The sequence below is a fragment of the Streptomyces sp. HUAS ZL42 genome (genome assembly GCF_040782645.1).
Taxonomy (GTDB): Bacteria; Actinomycetota; Actinomycetes; order Streptomycetales; family Streptomycetaceae; genus Streptomyces.
In genome coordinates this window covers 3,719,486-3,734,428 of sequence record NZ_CP160403.1, presented here as the reverse complement: position 1 = coordinate 3,734,428, position 14,943 = coordinate 3,719,486, and the positions used below count along the sequence as shown (strand labels likewise).

Annotated in this window: 13 protein-coding genes; 8 read left to right on the top strand and 5 right to left on the bottom strand. The window is 72.1% G+C overall.

Features of this window, described 5'->3' with window-relative positions:
- Position 1: 1 nt before the first annotated feature.
- Together ABZO29_RS16940 and ABZO29_RS16935 are read right to left on the bottom strand one after the other, a co-directional pair.
- Positions 2-1,213 (bottom strand): serpin family protein, encoded by a 1,212-nt coding sequence (locus ABZO29_RS16940; RefSeq protein WP_367321027.1) that lies wholly within the window; start codon positions 1,211-1,213, stop codon positions 2-4.
- Complete coding sequence (locus ABZO29_RS16935; RefSeq protein WP_367326157.1) at positions 1,210-2,349, bottom strand: serpin family protein; 1,140 nt, start codon at positions 2,347-2,349, stop codon at positions 1,210-1,212. The genes ABZO29_RS16940 and ABZO29_RS16935 overlap by 4 nt, the downstream gene beginning before the upstream one ends.
- A 211-nt stretch (positions 2,350-2,560) precedes the next feature.
- Between ABZO29_RS16935 and ABZO29_RS16930 the strand changes: the two genes are divergently transcribed.
- The 6 genes from ABZO29_RS16930 (at position 2,561) to ABZO29_RS16905 (ending at position 9,217) form a co-directional block, all read left to right on the top strand.
- The gene (locus ABZO29_RS16930; protein ID WP_367321026.1) at positions 2,561-3,859 is read left to right on the top strand and encodes a DUF4190 domain-containing protein; all 1,299 of its coding nucleotides are present in this window, start codon (positions 2,561-2,563) and stop codon (positions 3,857-3,859) included.
- 147 nt (positions 3,860-4,006) lie between these two features.
- Complete coding sequence (locus ABZO29_RS16925) at positions 4,007-4,759, top strand: GntR family transcriptional regulator (protein WP_367321025.1); 753 nt, start codon at positions 4,007-4,009, stop codon at positions 4,757-4,759.
- 324 nt (positions 4,760-5,083) lie between these two features.
- Positions 5,084-5,278 (top strand): SPOR domain-containing protein, encoded by a 195-nt coding sequence (locus tag ABZO29_RS16920; RefSeq protein ID WP_367321024.1) that lies wholly within the window; start codon positions 5,084-5,086, stop codon positions 5,276-5,278.
- Positions 5,279-5,312: 34 nt separating this feature from the next.
- Positions 5,313-5,732 (top strand): (deoxy)nucleoside triphosphate pyrophosphohydrolase, encoded by a 420-nt coding sequence (locus ABZO29_RS16915; protein ID WP_367321023.1) that lies wholly within the window; start codon positions 5,313-5,315, stop codon positions 5,730-5,732.
- A gap of 131 nt (positions 5,733-5,863) precedes the next feature.
- The gene (locus ABZO29_RS16910) at positions 5,864-6,292 is read left to right on the top strand and encodes an ATP-binding protein (RefSeq protein WP_367321022.1); all 429 of its coding nucleotides are present in this window, start codon (positions 5,864-5,866) and stop codon (positions 6,290-6,292) included.
- A 264-nt stretch (positions 6,293-6,556) separates the two neighbouring features.
- Positions 6,557-9,217: a SpoIIE family protein phosphatase gene (locus tag ABZO29_RS16905; protein ID WP_367321021.1), complete on the top strand. Its 2,661-nt coding sequence runs from the start codon at positions 6,557-6,559 to the stop codon at positions 9,215-9,217.
- A gap of 8 nt (positions 9,218-9,225) precedes the next feature.
- Here ABZO29_RS16905 and ABZO29_RS16900 read toward each other — a convergent pair whose 3' ends face one another.
- Positions 9,226-10,839, bottom strand: a complete 1,614-nt coding sequence (locus ABZO29_RS16900; protein WP_367321020.1) for a hypothetical protein — start codon at positions 10,837-10,839, stop codon at positions 9,226-9,228.
- Positions 10,840-10,934: 95 nt separating this feature from the next.
- On the opposite strand from ABZO29_RS16900, the gene ABZO29_RS16895 reads away from it, so the two are divergent.
- Positions 10,935-11,924 carry a phosphotransferase family protein gene (locus ABZO29_RS16895; RefSeq protein WP_367321019.1) on the top strand — a complete coding sequence of 330 codons (990 nt, stop codon included), beginning with the start codon at positions 10,935-10,937 and terminating at the stop codon, positions 11,922-11,924.
- On the top strand, positions 11,921-12,250 hold the full coding sequence (locus ABZO29_RS16890; RefSeq protein ID WP_367321018.1) for a hypothetical protein: 330 nt from the start codon (positions 11,921-11,923) through the stop codon (positions 12,248-12,250). Before ABZO29_RS16895 ends, ABZO29_RS16890 begins: the two co-directional genes overlap by 4 nt.
- Here the strand turns inward: ABZO29_RS16890 and ABZO29_RS16885 are convergent.
- Positions 12,231-13,001 carry a succinate dehydrogenase/fumarate reductase iron-sulfur subunit gene (locus ABZO29_RS16885; RefSeq protein WP_367321017.1) on the bottom strand — a complete coding sequence of 257 codons (771 nt, stop codon included), beginning with the start codon at positions 12,999-13,001 and terminating at the stop codon, positions 12,231-12,233. The genes ABZO29_RS16890 and ABZO29_RS16885 overlap by 20 nt on opposite strands.
- On the bottom strand, positions 12,998-14,941 hold the full coding sequence (locus ABZO29_RS16880) for a fumarate reductase/succinate dehydrogenase flavoprotein subunit (RefSeq protein WP_367321016.1): 1,944 nt from the start codon (positions 14,939-14,941) through the stop codon (positions 12,998-13,000). Before ABZO29_RS16880 ends, ABZO29_RS16885 begins: the two co-directional genes overlap by 4 nt.
- Positions 14,942-14,943 lie beyond the last annotated feature (2 nt).

The following is a 14,943-nucleotide window of genomic DNA, read 5'->3' as shown; positions in this document are numbered from 1 at the left end:
CTCACCACCCACCGGCCCTCGTCCTCGCGTCGTACGGCGTCGCCTCCGCGACCCAGCCCGTCGCGAGGACGAGGCGCGTCTCCCGGTGCACGGCCACGAAGCCGAAGGGACGGTCGAAGACCGCCCGGACGACCGTGGTTTCGTACGGATACTGCGGAGGGCCGCTGCCCGCCGCCACCGGCATGACGGCCGACACCGCGGCGGCCCGGAAGCCGAGCGCGCCGAACTGCGCGACCGCGGACTGCCCGGCCGCCCCGACGGCGAGCGGGGCGCCGCTGATGCCGGGGAAGTGGCCCTGCCCGGTGTCCCGGGCCGTCGTGAGCCCGAACAGGCGGTGCAGCGCCAGCAGGTCGTGGTCGGCCCGTACGTCGAACGCCATGGTCGTGACGTCGAGGGTGACCGGCTCCGGCGTCATGGAGGGCTGCCGCTCCACGGTCAGGCCGGGTCCCGCCTGACCGTAGGGGAGTCGACCACCCGCGACGACGGGCAGCGCTCCGGCCAGGACGTCCACGGCCGTCCTCAGCACCGGACCGGGAGCCATCCGCTCCTCCCCGAGCAGCAGATGGACGTCGAGGCCGTTGTCACCCGGCACCTTCAGCACGGTGACGTGGCCCTCGGGCGTGTCCGCCACGCCGATCCGGTCCGGCCGGACGCCCCTGCGGTGCAGCCCGAGCAGCGTGCGGCCCTGCCACGGCCCGGCGGCCGGGCGTCGCATGACCTCCGTGAAGGGACGCGGCCAGTCCGTGCGCAGGACGAGCGCGGTGGCGAGGACCATCCTGGCGTCCTCCGTCAGCGTGACCGGCATGCGCTCGATCAGCCCACCCGTCCGCTTCGCCGCCCACGCGTTCAGTGCCTCCTGGGAGGCCTCGAGGTCATGGGTCAGCACCCCGTGCACCTCCGCGGGCAGCCCGGCCCGCCACTCCTCCCGCAGCTCCAGCGCACGATCGGTCCACAGACCGAGGGCGGACTCCACGCCGGGCATCGCCTCCATCCCGGCGAGCAACTCCCCTGCCCTCGTGGCCGCCTGGTCGGCGGCCGAGCCGAGCGCCGCCGTCAGCTCCGCCCGCGCCGCACCCCCCGCCCCGTCCGCGAGGAAGGCCAGCAGCGGCCACACGCCCGCCGCCGAGAGGACCGTGCCCCGCGTGGCCGTCCGTGCCCATCTCGCCGTCAGTCCGTTGACCACGCGGACCGTCTCCGCCGTCAACCCACTCATTCGTCGTCCTCCCAGGAGAGTTCGGGATACGGCAGCGGATCCGTGACCCAGCCCGCCGCGAGCACCAGCCGCGAGTGGCGGTGCAGGGCGAGGAAGCCGAAGGGGCGGTCGAAGACGGCGCTGATCCTGGTCGTCACATAGCGGAACTCCGGCACCCCGCCCGGGGCCGCGGCGAACGCCGTCACCGCCGCGGCCTCGAAGCCAAGCGCGCCGAACCTGGCCATCGTGGACTGCTTTGCCGAACCGATGGCGAGCGGGAAGCCGCCGATGCCCGGGAAGTGCCCCTGCCGGGCGTCCCGCGCCGTGGTCAGACCGAACAGCCGGTGCAACTCCAGCAGATCGTGGCTGGCCATCATGTCGTACGCCACGGTCGTCACGTCCAGCGACGGCGGCTCGGGCCTCGCACAGCGCACCTTCTCCACGCGCAGGCCGGGCCCCACATCGCCGTACGGGAGCAGGGGACCGGACACGACCGTGTGCCTGCGCGCGAGGATGTCGACGCCCGCCCCCAGCACCTGCCCCGGCGTCATCCGCTCCTCGCCCAGCAGCAGATGGACGTCCAGGGCGTTGCCGCCCAGCACCTTCAGCTCGGTGACGAAGCCGTCGGGGGTGTCCGCCACGCCGACTCGGTCGAGCACCGCGCCGGAGCGGCGCAGACCGAGCCGTTCGGTGGTGGCCCAGGGCTCGTACGGCGTGTCCAGCGGGACCTCCCAGAAAGGCGTGAGCCACTGCGTACGCAGGGCGAGCGCGCTCGCCAGCACCAGTTCCGTGTCCTCCCTGAGCACGACCGGCATGCGCTCGACGAGCCCGTCGGTCCGCTTCGCGGCCCATGCGTCCAGCGCCTGCCGGTCGGCCGTGAGATCCCCGGTGAGCACGCCGTGCGCCTCGGCGGGCAGCCCCGCCTCCCACTCCTCGCGCAGCTCCAGGGTGCGCTTGGTCCACAGTCCCAGGGCCGTGTCCAGCCCGCGGATGGATCCCATCCCCGCGAGCAACTCCCGTGCCGCACCGGCCGCCTGCTCCGCGGGCAGTCCGAGCGCCTCCGCGAGCTCCGCCCGCGCCGCGCCCGCCGCGCCGTCGGCGAGGAACGCCAGCAGCGGCCACACGCCCGCCGCCGAGAACACCGTCCCCCCGTCCATGGCCGCCGCCCAGCGCGCCGTCAGCCCGTTCACAGCCCGAATCGTCGCGTTCACGACCGCCTCCCCCACTCTCGACTTCGCTCGAGCGGGGGGACCCCCATCGCCCCCGCTCGTACCGCGCTTACCATGCGCTCAGTCGTACGTCAGTTCACGCCGGTTCCGCATCCGAGATGGGGAAGCACCGGCCGCCCGAACCAGGAGCACGGTACCGGTGTCCATACCCCCGCCCCCCGGGCCCCACCAGCCCTCCGCCCCCCAGGACTCGTTCCAGGCTCCCGCCGAGCAGAACCCGTTCCAGGCTCCCGGCGAGCAGAACCCGTTCCAGGCCCCGACCGATCAGGGTCCGTTCCAGGCTCCCACCCTCCAGGGCCCGTACCAGAACCCCTATCCGCAGGGGCCCTACGCGCAAGGGCCCTACGGGCCGCCGTACCAGCCCTGGGGGCAGGGCTACAGCCCGTTCGCGCGCCCCGCGCCCGTCAACGGTGTCGCGATCGCCTCGTTGGTGCTCGGCCTGCTCTGCTTCCTGCCGGCCGTGGGGCTCGTGCTGGGGGTGATCGCGCTGGTGCAGATCGGGAAGAAGGGCGAGCGGGGCAAGGGGCTGGCGATCGCGGGCTCCGTGCTGTCCTGCGTCGGTCTCGCGCTGTGGGTCGTGCTGCTGGCCACCGGAGCCGGGTCGGGGATGTGGGAGGGGTTCAAGGACGGAGTGGGGGGCAACGGGAGCATGTCGCTCGCCAAGGGCGAGTGCTTCGACGTGCCGGGCGACTCACTGGAGGACGCCGTCTACGACGCCGACCAGGTGCCCTGTACGGGCCGGCACGACGGCGAGGTGTTCGCCACGATCCCGCTGCCGGGCGACTCGTTCCCCGGCGACGACCACGTGACGGACGTCGCCGAGGACAAGTGCTACACGCTCCAGGAGAGTTACACGATGGACTTCTGGGCCGTGCCCGACTACGTGGACGTGTACTACCTCACCCCCACCGAGGAGAGCTGGGACGTCGGCGACCGCGAAATCACCTGCGTCTACGGCAACACGGACGAGAGCGGCACCCTGACCGGCTCGCTGCGCAGCGACGCGACGACCCTCGACACGGACCAGATGGCTTTGCTGAAGGCGCTCAACGCGATCGACACGGTGCTGTACGAGGAGCCGGAGGACTACGCCGAGGACGATCTGGACGGCAACAAGGACTGGGCGGCCGACGTCGAGAACATGCTCGGCGCGCAGATCGAGGCGTTGCGCGGGCACACCTGGCCGGCCGGTGCCCAGCGGCCCGTCGCCGCGCTGGTCAAGGACATGGAGCAGGCCAGGAAGGACTGGGCGAAGGCGGCGGCCGCCGGGGACGCGGACACGTTCTACGAGCACTACGACAGCGGGTACGAGTACGTTGACGGCAAGACGACCGTCACCGCACGCAAGGCTCTGGGCCTGGCCACCACCCCGCCTTCGTACGACGAGGACTACGACAGCGGCGGTGGCAGCGGTGGAAGCGGCAATCTCGATGTGTGATCGCGGCTATACCGCGGAGAAAGTGCCTGCGTAAAGCCCCCACCGGCCACAAGTCATCACATCGAGTGATTCTCTGGCCTTTGCTTGCACGGCACAACCCACGGTTGCCACGCTGTTGCTGTCTGTACAACCTGATGGGAGCGGCCAGTGACATTCGGTGAGCAGCCGGCGTACCTGCGCGTCGCGGGTGATCTCCGCAAGAAGATCGTCGACGGTTCGCTGCCACCGCACACCCGCCTGCCCTCCCAGGCCAGAATCCGCGAGGAGTACGGCGTCTCGGACACCGTCGCCCTCGAGGCGCGCAAGGTACTGATGGCCGAGGGGCTGGTGGAGGGCCGCTCCGGTTCGGGGACGTATGTGCGCGAGCCGCCCGTGCCCCGGCGCATCTCCCGCTCCGGGTACCGCCCGGCCTCCGGCGCCACACCCTTCCGCCAGGAGCAGGCCGACGGCGAGGCGCGCGGCACCTGGGAGTCCAGCAGTGAGCAGGCCGCCGCGGGCGGTGCCGTCGCCGAGCGGCTCGGCATCCAGCCGGGCGACCGTGTGATGTGCACGCGGTACGTCTTCCGGGAGGGCGGCGCGGCGATGATGCTCTCCACCTCCTGGGAGCCGCTCGCCGTCACCGGCCGTACCCCCGTGATGCTGCCCGAGGAGGGGCCCCTCGGCGGCATGGGCGTGGTCGAGCGCATGCGCGCCATCGACGTCATCGTCGACAACGTCACCGAGGAGGTCGGCGCCCGCCCCGGCCTCGCCGAGGAACTCCACACCCTCGGCGGCGTCCCGGGGCACGTCGTCCTCGTCGTCCAGCGCACCTACTACGCGTCGGGCCGCCCGGTCGAGACGGCCGACGTGGTGATCCCCGCCGACCGCTACCGGGTCGCGTACCACCTCCCAGTGAAGTAGCGCACACTTTTACGGGAGTTGTCCCCGGCGCTCCCTCAATGATCCCCTGTGCAGGCTCTGCTGACGTCCCGTCGCTTTCCGGTCGTTTTCCCAGGTCGCCCTGGATGTGCGCGAGGTGCCGCCACCCCTGCGTGGTGAGGCCGGCGCATGTTCGTTCGTTGACGTGCGCCCCCTGAGCCCGGGGCGGCCCTGGCTGGTTGCGTACCTCGTTGTGAAAAGCCGTGTTCGCTGCGTAAAGGTTGGGCGTACGCTCGGGCATATGCGGATTGCGGTTTCCCTGGAGGGCGCACGGCCCGGGTCACGGACGGGAAGTGGAGGGGCGCGATGAACGACGGCAGCACCATCTCGCTTCCCTGGCTCGTCATACGGCAGGACGACAACGGCAATCGCTACCGCGTGGGCAGGTATGCCACCCGCGCCGAGGCCCAGAAGATCGCGGACAGCCTCGACAGTCGCGGACACAAGCAGCTGTACTGGGTCGAGCGCATCGGCCATAACGGAGACGGCACCCGCAACTGACCCGGGTGCCCGGCGTTCCCGTAGGCTCCGGCCCATGACGGAACGGATCGTGGTGGTCGGGGCGGCCCTGCTCGACGGCGACCGCCTTCTCGCCGCCCGCCGCAGCGCACCCCCCGAGCTGGCCGGCCGCTGGGAACTCCCCGGCGGCAAGGTCGAACCGGGCGAGACGCCCGAAGCGGCCCTCGTGCGCGAGTTGCGCGAGGAACTCGGCGTCGAGGCCGAGGCCGTCGAGCGCGTCCCGGGGGAGTGGCCCCTGAAACCGCCGTACGTCCTGCACGTCTGGACCGCCCGGCTGCGCCCCGGCTCCGCCGAACCCAAGCCCCTCCAGGACCACGACGAACTCCGCTGGCTCACACCCGCCGAGATCTGGACCGTGCCCTGGCTGGACCAGGACGTCCCGGCGGTACGGCAGATCTGTTCCACTCCCGGGCCGCCCGAGTCGGCAGGCGGCTGACCACTCGTCCGACCGAGCCGGGTGGCGCCGCAACGCCTCGTACGCCGTTCGTGCCACAGGGTGCCCTCCCCGGCGGTACTGCCACCTGGATATCGGGTATGTGCCCATTAACCCCACGAAACCGGACATGGGTGGACCTGCTGGCCTGGGAAGTGATCGGCGTGATCGACACCGAAGGCGACTGCGCCGAGTGGACCTTCCCGGCGGAGCCCGGGGCCGTGCGCACCGCCCGCGCCGCCGTCCGCAGCCGCCTCGGTGCCTGGGGTCTCGACAACCTCAGCGATCTTGCGGCCCTGCTGGTCAGCGAGCTGGTGACCAACTCCCTGCGGCATGCCACCGGCCCCATCGGCGTCCGCCTGGTCCGCCCCGCGGGCCTGGCCGACGTCCTGCTCGTGGAGGTCTCCGACCCGCTCCCCGACCCGCCCCGCGCCCGGGCCGCCCGCCCCGAGGACGAGAGCGGCCGCGGCCTGCAGCTGGTGGCCTCCTCCTCCCGCCGCTGGGGCACCCGGCACGGCGACACCGGCAAGACGGTGTGGTTCGAACTCGCCGTCCCGGACTGAGCTCACGAGGCGATCCGGGCTGTACGGCCGCCCCTGTCCTGTCGACTGACCGGTTCACGTCGCCGGTGATTGGGCAGAGGCGTGATTCGATGCCGTGTCCCCTGGTTAGAAGACTGGAAGTGTTGTCGCGGGACGGTCCAAAAAACGCCTGGACCGTGCTGTGATCGTGAACACCGTGTCGGGCGGCACCGTAGTGCTGGATACTGCGGGCAGCCGCCTCCGGTGACCGGTGCCGGACGCGGTGAGCTGGAGGGGACGGTTCGCGTGAGCGAGATACCAGCGAAGGCCACGGAGTCAGACGACCCGTCGGGCGGCGCGAGGCAGGAGGCCGCGGGTTCCTCCGCCGATGCCGCGGGAGGCCCGGCGTCCGACACCGGGCCCGGGTTCGGCGCCGGTGAGGCCGAGGCGACCGGTGACCTGATGTGGCAGAGCAGTCCGCCCGGCTCGATCTACGACTACATCAAGGTCGCGTCGTTCTCCATCGGCCCCGACGGCTTCGTCGACCAGTGGAGCCTGCGCGCCGAGCAACTCTTCGGCATCCCCGCCGAACGCGCCGTCGGAATGGACCCCATCGAGGCGTTCATCGACCCCGATCTGCGCGAGCGCGGTCAGCGAAAGATGGCCGAGATCCTCGACGGACGGGAGTGGACCGGCGTGGTCCCCTTCCGGATGCCGGACACGGTGGACGGCGAGCGCGGCGAGGAGGGACTCGCCGAGGTCTACGTCATGCCGACGCGGAGCGAGGGCGGCGAGAAGGCCGCCGTCTGCATCGTCGTCGACGTGCGCACGCTGCGCACCATCGAGACCGACCTCGCCGCCTCGCAGTCGATATTCGGCCAATCTCCGTTCGGCTTCCTGCTGATCGACCCCGACCTGCGAGTACGCCGCGCCAACCAGCGGTTCGCGTCCGTGTTCGGCGGCACCCCCGACGACCACCGCGGCCGGGGGGTGCACGACTACCTGCCGCGCCCCGAGGCCGAGCGGGTCGCCGCGACCCTGCGCCGCGTCCTGGAGACCGGCAACTCCATCACGGACATGCACGTCACGGGCTTCCTGCCGGGCTCCGAAGAGCGCCGGCACTGGTCCGTCAACCTCTACCGTGTGAACAGCGGCAGCGGGCGCCCCATCGGCATCGCCTGGCTCGGCATCGACAACACCGCCCGCCGCGCCGCCGCCCGCGAGGCGGCCGCAGCACGGCGCAATCTCGCCCTCCTCAACGAGGCCGGCGCCCGCATCGGCAACTCCCTCGACCTGGAGACCACCGCCCGCGAACTCCTCGACGTCGTCGTCCCCGGCTTCTGCGACCTCGCCACGGTCGACCTCTACCAGGGCCTCCTGGCCGGCGACGAGACCCCGCCCGGCCTGGCCGACGGCAGCGCGGTACTGCGGCGCGTCGCCTTCGCCAGCGCCGTCTCCGACGCGCCCTTCATCGGTGCCGGCCCGCCCGTCTCGGTCGGCGCCGTCCACCACTTTCCGTTCAACTCGCCCTGCGCGGACGCCCTGCGCACCGCCCGCCCGCAGGTCGTCCCCGCCGAGGAGGGCGGCATCGTCCAGTCCACGCTGGCCGTGCCGATGGTCGCCCACGACACCGTCGTGGGACTGGCGCAGTTCGCCCGTACGAAGGGCAGCGAGCCGTTCGGCGACCGGGACCGGGACCTGGCGGTGGAGTTGGCGGCCCGTGCCGCGGTCTGCATCGACAACGCCCGCCTGTACCGCCGCGAGCACGAGCGCGCGCTGATACTGCAACGGTCGCTGCTGCCTCCGGGCGACCCGGTGGCCTCCGGCCTCGACATCGCCTGCCGCTACCTGCCCGGCAACGCCTCCACCGGCCGTCCCAGCGAGGTCGGCGGCGACTGGTTCGACGTCATCGAACTCCCCGGCCACCGCACGGCGTTGGTGGTGGGGGACGTGATGGGCCGCGGCCTGCGTGCCGCGGTCGCGATGGGTGAACTCCGCACGGCCGTCCGCACCCTGGCCCTGCTGGACCTCGAACCGGCGGAGGTGCTCTCCGCGTTGGACGAGATCGCCCGCGGTCTCGGTACACCCGGCGGTGTCCAGCAGGCGACCCGTGCGGCCCGCCGCCCCCGCGAGGCCGACCTGTCGGAGGTGTACCTCGCGACCTGCGTGTACGCGGTCTACGACTCGGTGACCCGGCGCTGCACATTCGCCAACGCGGGCCATCTGCCCCCGGTCCTCGTCGAACCCGGCGAGGCCGCGCTGATGCTCGACGTGCCACCGGGCATGCCGCTCGGCGTCGGCGGGGAGCCCTTCGAGGAGGTGGAGGTCGAACTACCCGAAGGTGCGCTCTTGGCGCTCTACACGGATGGACTGGTCGAATCGCGCGACCACCCGCTCGACGAGGGCCTCCAGGCGTTCGTGGGAGCGCTCACCGATCCGGCCCGCCCCCTGGAGGACGTCTGCGACAGCGTCCTCAACACTCTCGACTCCCACCACGGCGAGGACGACATCGCGCTGCTGATGGCCCGTGTCCAGGGCCTGCCCGCCGAGTCCGTCGGCGACTGGACGCTGCCGCGCGAGCCGCGCAGCGTGGGCCGGGCCCGCGAGTACGCCCGCGGCCAGCTGCTCAGCTGGGACCTGGAGCCGCTGGTCGACACGACGGAACTGCTGGTCAGCGAACTCGTCACGAACGCGCTGCGCTACGGCGAGGGCGAGATCAGACTGCGCCTGCTCCTGGACAGCACGCTGGTGTGCGAGGTCTGGGACGCAGGCCTGGTCCAGCCGCGCCGCCGCAGGGCCCGCGACACCGACGAGGGCGGCCGCGGCCTCCAACTCGTCGGACTCCTGAGCGCGGCCTGGGGCTCCCGCCGCACCCCACGCGGAAAGACGGTGTGGTTCGAACTGCCCCTGCCGGACGGGGAGAACGGGCTGACGGATCCGGCGGAGGCGTTGCTGAGCCTGTTCTGACGGCCGCCTCATGGAGACGCCGGGGCGCGGCGGGTGCGGGTGGTGGGGCCACCGAAGGCTGCGGGCGGATTTGTCTCCGGGGCGGTGGTCAGGAGGATCCCGCCGAGGACGGCTCCGGCGGCTCCGCTCAGGTGGGCGCCGGTTCCGGGGGACGGATACCCGTGGAGGCGCACGTCCTGTTCGGCGAGTTCACGCGCTTCCCGCGCCAGTGCGTCGGCGCGCGGGCGGTCTGCCGGATCCCCCGTCGCGAGCAGGCGCTGCGCCTCCGCCAGCCGGGTGCGGGCGGTGCCGCCCACCGCACCCCGGTGCGTCGCGACGAAGTCGTCCGCGGCGGAGGTGGCGCTGCGGGCGGTGAGCAGGGCTGCGGCCGCCAGCACTCCGGCGCGCCCCGCGGCGAGCGGCGAGGTCGCCCGCACGATCCGGCGCAGGACGTCCAGGGGGTCGTACGGCTGCCGCGCGGTCAACTCCTGCCGTACGGACGCCAGGACGCTGTCGGCATGAAGGATCCGGGCGCGCAGCTCGCCCACCGGAACGTCCGGAACGCGCGGCGTCCCCTTCCCCCGCAGCCACCCCCGCACGCCCGCCAGTCCCGCCTCGGCTCCGGTGAGGGCGGCCGGGATCATCGCCGCGGCCTCCGCCAGTTCCGCCGCGAACCGCTGGACGCCGTCGACGAAGACGGCCGTCTGGGCGACGGCGCCCTCCGCCGCGCGCAGATGACCGGCCGCCCGCCCGTACTCGCCCCTGTCGGCGGCCTGCCGGGCCTGGTTGAGGCGGGTGGTGGCGAACACCAGCCGGTCCTTGGCCTGTTCGACGCACGCCGCGACGTCGGCGCCCGCGGAGACCGAGTACCGCTCGCCGATGCCGGCAAGGCTCGCCTCCGCGCCCCCGGTACGCCCGGCCAGCTCCCGGAACCGTACCTCGGCCACCTCCAGCGCCCCCTCCATCCCCGCGGCCTCCTCGAGCCCTCGCAGCCCGTCGAACCCTGCGACCTCGGCGTCCAGCCGCCGCCCCGCCTCCTCGCACCGCCCGGCGATCCCGGTGAGCGCGTGCCGCCGGGCCGTCACGTCCTCCGGCACCCCCTCGTCGTACCGCTGCCGCATCCGGAAGGCCGCCGACAACTCGGCTTGTGCCTCCCGCACGGCCCGCCCGTACTCCTCCATGTCCGCCGCCCCGAACCGGGCCTGTGCGAAGCCGAGTTCCTCACGGCTGGTGCGCACGCTGTCGTCGGCGTCGACGAGCAGTGTGAGGGAGCGCTCGTCGAGGTCGTGCAGATCGGCCGGCACGCCGGGCGCCGGTGCGGCGGCGCCCCCACCGGGAGTGGTCCGACCGCGCGCCCGCCGTACGCGCCGCACGTACGCGTATCCGGCGAGCGCCCCGGCCGTGAATCCGGCGACGAGCGGCAGTACGAGATCGGCGGTGGACGTCTCGTCCTCCTCGGGCGCGGCGCCGCTCGCGACGGACCGGTCGGGCGTGATCGCAACCGGAGCGCCGGGACTCGTCGCCATCCCCGGCAACACCAGCCACACGACCGCGAGCGCAGCGCCCACCAGTACATGGGCGACCCGCAGGGATATGTGCGACACCACACGCCGCGGCCGGCCCCGGATCAAGGATGACGTCACATTTGGGAGCGTATGGCCGTGAATGCGGGCGCGCGACCGGGAGTGACCCGCACCGGGACACGTGGGGCCGGGACGAACGGGGAAGACTGGGTCCGGTGACACGCAGCCGAGAGCACCTCACCGCCACCGGACTCGCTCCCCTCGCCCGCGCCGCCCTCGGCCCGGACCGCATCCTGACCGCCGTCACCCGCCTGCGCGGCGGCAGCAAGAAGGGCGCCTACCGGCTCACCTTCGACGACGGCACCACGGCGATCACGTACGTCTGGTCCCCGGACGAGGACTACTGGGACCAGCCGGAAGCCGGCGTCCAGGACCCGTTCTCGCCCGCCTCAGGACTCGACCTGTTCACGGCGTCGTACGACCGCCTGTCGGCCCTCGGCGTCCGCACGCCCCGCCTGTACCTCGCGGACGGCTCCGGCCACCACCTCCCGGCCGACGCCGCCGTCGTCGAGGACATCGCCGGCGGCAGCCTGGAGGAGGCCCTGAGCCGTGACCCGCGGACGGCGGCCCCGACCCTGAAACGACTGGCGGAGGCGCTCGAGACGATGCGCGCCTGCCGGGGGCCCGCCTTCGGCAAGGTCGCCCTCGTCGACAACGGAGGTGTCCCGCACGGCACTTCCTGCGAGCAGCTCGTCCTCGACCGCGCCCTGCGCGACATCGCGGACACGGCCGTACGGGACGCGCGGATCGCCGCCGCCCGCACGTGCCTGGAGGAAGCGCTCCACACCCTGGCGGCCGGGGTCCGCCCCCGCAGCCACCACACGCTCATCCACGGCGAACTCGGCCCGGACCACGTCCTGGTCGACGCGGACGGCGAACCGGCCCTGATCGACATCGAAGGCCTCATGTACTTCGACGCCGAGTGGGAGCACGTGTTCCTGCGACTGCGCTTCGGCCCGCACTACGACGCCCTGCGCGCCCCCGGCCTCGACGAACACCGCCTGCGCCTCTACCGCCTGGCCATGCACCTCAACCTCGTGGCCGGCCCGCTCCGGCTCCTCGACGGCGACTTCCCGGAGCCGGGGCCGATGCGGGCGATCGCGGAGTACAACCTGGTCAGCGCCCTGAAGCTCATGGGACGATGAGCGGCATGCACTGGATCGTGGTGGCGGCGGCCGTCCTGACCGTGGTGGCGGGGGTGGCCATGGGACTCGCGGGGATCACGGTCGGCTGGGTGCCGCCGTGGGGCCGGCGCCGGATCCTGCGGCCGAAGCTGTGGGGGTACGGCTCGCTGGTGGCCACCGTCGGCATGTCCGGGTGCCTGTTCCTCGGCCGGTCCCACGGTCCGTCGAGCGTGTTCGGTGCCGTGATACTCGCGAGCTGGGTGGTGTGGATCGTGGGCCTGTACGTGCAGTTGCTCGCCCAGCGCCCGGGCCGTGTCACCCCAGCCCCTACGACGACCGCCTCCTGATCTTCGACCCCAGCCACACCAACGGGTCGTACTTCCGGTCGACCGCCCGTTCCTTCAACGGGATCAGCGCATTGTCCGTGATCTTGATGCCTTCCGGGCAGACCTCCGTGCAGCACTTGGTGATGTTGCAGTAGCCGAGGCCGTGTTCGTCCTGGGCGGTGCGTTTGCGGTCCAGGCCGGTCTCGGCGGCGGCGTCCAGCGGGTGCATGTCCAGTTCCGCGACCCGCATCAGGAAGCGCGGACCCGCGAACGCCGTCTTGTTCTCCTCGTGGTCGCGGACCACATGGCAGGTGTCCTGGCACAGGAAGCACTCGATGCACTTGCGGAACTCCTGCGAGCGGTCCACGTCCTCCTGCATCATGCGGTACTCGCCGGGCCCGAGACCGTCGGGCGGCACGAAGGCCGGTACCTCCCTGGCCTTCTGGTAGTTGAAGCCGACGTCCGTCACCAGGTCGCGGACCACCGGGAAGGCCCGCAGCGGAGTGACCGTGATCGTCTCGTCCCGCTCGAAGACCGACATCCGCGTCATGCACATCAGCCGCGGCCGCCCGTTGATCTCCGCCGAGCACGAACCGCACTTGCCCGCCTTGCAGTTCCAGCGGACGGCCAGATCGGGCGTCTGGGTGGCCTGGAGGCGGTGGACGATGTCGAGGACGACCTCGCCGTCGTTGACCTCGACCTTGAAGTCCTCCAGGCCGCCGCCCCCGGCATCGCCCCGCCACACCTTGAAGTGGGCCTCGTAGCTGCTCACTCGTACAGCTCCTCTTCGGCGAGGTACTTGACCAGCTCCTCCTTCTCGAAGAGGGCGAGCAGGTCGGCACGGATGGGTTCGGTGGTCTCCCGCAGGAGTTCGATCTGGCCGCGCACCGGGTCGGTCGCCGCGAGGCCGCCCGTCGGATCGGTGAGCCGGCACAGGAGGTTGATGCGGCGCCAGTCGCGCTCCATCGTCGGATGGTCCTCGCGGGTGTGCCCGCCGCGCGACTCCGTGCGCTCCAGTGCGGCCCGCGCCACGCACTCGCTGACCAGCAGCATGTTCCGCAGGTCCAGGGCGAGGTGCCAGCCCGGGTTGAACTGCCGGTGGCCCTCCACCCCGGCCCGCCGGGCCCTCACCCGCAGCTCGGCCAGCTTCTTCAGAGCCTGTGCCATCTCGCCCTCGCGGCGGATGATGCCGACCAGGTCGTTCATGGTCTGCTGGAGTTCCTGGTGGAGGGTGTACGGGTTCTCCGGCGGCCGGCCCTCCTCGTCCCCCGGCGCCGGTCCCTCCGCCGAGAACGGGCGCAGGGCCTCCGCGGCCGCCGTGTCGACCTGGACGTCGTCCACCGGTGGGCGGCCGTCGCCCAGCCCCGCCGCGTACTCGGCCGCGTGCCAGCCGGCCCGCCGCCCGAAGACCAGCAGGTCGGAGAGCGAGTTGCCGCCGAGGCGGTTCGAGCCGTGCATACCGCCGGCGACCTCGCCGGCCGCGTACAGGCCCGGCACCCCGCGTGCCGCCGCCGTGTCGGACTCGACCGCGATGCCGCCCATCACGTAGTGACAGGTCGGCCCGACCTCCATGGCCTCCGCCGTGATGTCGACGTCGGCCAGCTCCTTGAACTGGTGGTACATCGAGGGCAGCCGGCGCTTGATGACCTCCGCGGGCATCCGCGTCGACACGTCCAGGAAGACACCGCCGTGCGGGGAGCCGCGGCCCTCTTTCACCTCGGTGTTGATGGCGCGCGCGACCTCGTCGCGGGGGAGCAGCTCGGGGGGACGCCGGTTGTTGTCCGGGTCGTCGTACCAGCGGTCGCCCTCCTCCTCGGACTCGGCGTACTTCTCCTTGAAGACGTCCGGGATGTAGTCGAACATGAACCGCTTGCCGTCGGAGTTCCTGAGCACTCCGCCGTCGCCGCGCACGGACTCCGTGACGAGGATGCCCTTCACCGACGGCGGCCAGACCATGCCCGTCGGGTGGAACTGCACGAACTCCATGTTCAGCAGGGGAGCCCCGGCGAGCAGGGCCAGGGCGTGGCCGTCGCCCGTGTACTCCCACGAGTTCGACGTGACCTTGAAGGACTTGCCGATGCCGCCGGTCGCGATCACCACGGCGGGCGCTTCCAGGACGAAGAAACGGCCCGACTCCCGCTCGTAGGCGAACACTCCGGAGACCCGTTCACCGTCCTTCAGGATCCGTGTGACCGTGCACTCCTGGAAGACCTTCAGACGGGACTCGTAGTCGCCGGTCTCGCGATGGTCCTCCTGCTGCAGCGAGACGATCTTCTGCTGCAGCGTGCGGATCAGCTCCAGGCCCGTACGGTCACCGACGTGCGCGAGGCGCGGGTACTCGTGTCCGCCGAAGTTGCGCTGGGAGATTCTGCCGTCCTTGGTGCGGTCGAAGAGCGCGCCCCAGGTCTCCAGCTCCCACACCCGGTCGGGGGCCTCCTTCGCGTGCAGCTCGGCCATCCGCCACTGGTTGAGGAACTTGCCGCCGCGCATGGTGTCGCGGAAGTGGACCCGCCAGTTGTCGTGCTCGTTGACGTTGGCCATCGCCGCCGCGATGCCGCCCTCGGCCATCACCGTGTGCGCCTTGCCGAACAGGGACTTGCAGATCACGGCCGTACGGGCGCCGCGCTCGCGCGCCTCGATCGCGGCGCGCAGCCCCGCGCCGCCGGCGCCGACCACGACGACGTCCCACTCCTGCCGGTCGACCACGGACATCA

Coding starts and splice junctions, on each gene's coding strand:
- ABZO29_RS16940 (WP_367321027.1), bottom strand. CDS start 1,213: ATGAGTGGGTTGACGGCGGAGACGGTCCGCGTGGTCAACGGACTGACG.
- ABZO29_RS16880 (WP_367321016.1), bottom strand. CDS start 14,941: ATGTCCGTGGTCGACCGGCAGGAGTGGGACGTCGTCGTGGTCGGCGCC.
- ABZO29_RS16915 (WP_367321023.1), top strand. CDS start 5,313: ATGACGGAACGGATCGTGGTGGTCGGGGCGGCCCTGCTCGACGGCGAC.
- ABZO29_RS16890 (WP_367321018.1), top strand. CDS start 11,921: ATGAGCGGCATGCACTGGATCGTGGTGGCGGCGGCCGTCCTGACCGTG.
- ABZO29_RS16935 (WP_367326157.1), bottom strand. CDS start 2,349: ATGGACGGGGGGACGGTGTTCTCGGCGGCGGGCGTGTGGCCGCTGCTG.
- ABZO29_RS16920 (WP_367321024.1), top strand. CDS start 5,084: ATGAACGACGGCAGCACCATCTCGCTTCCCTGGCTCGTCATACGGCAG.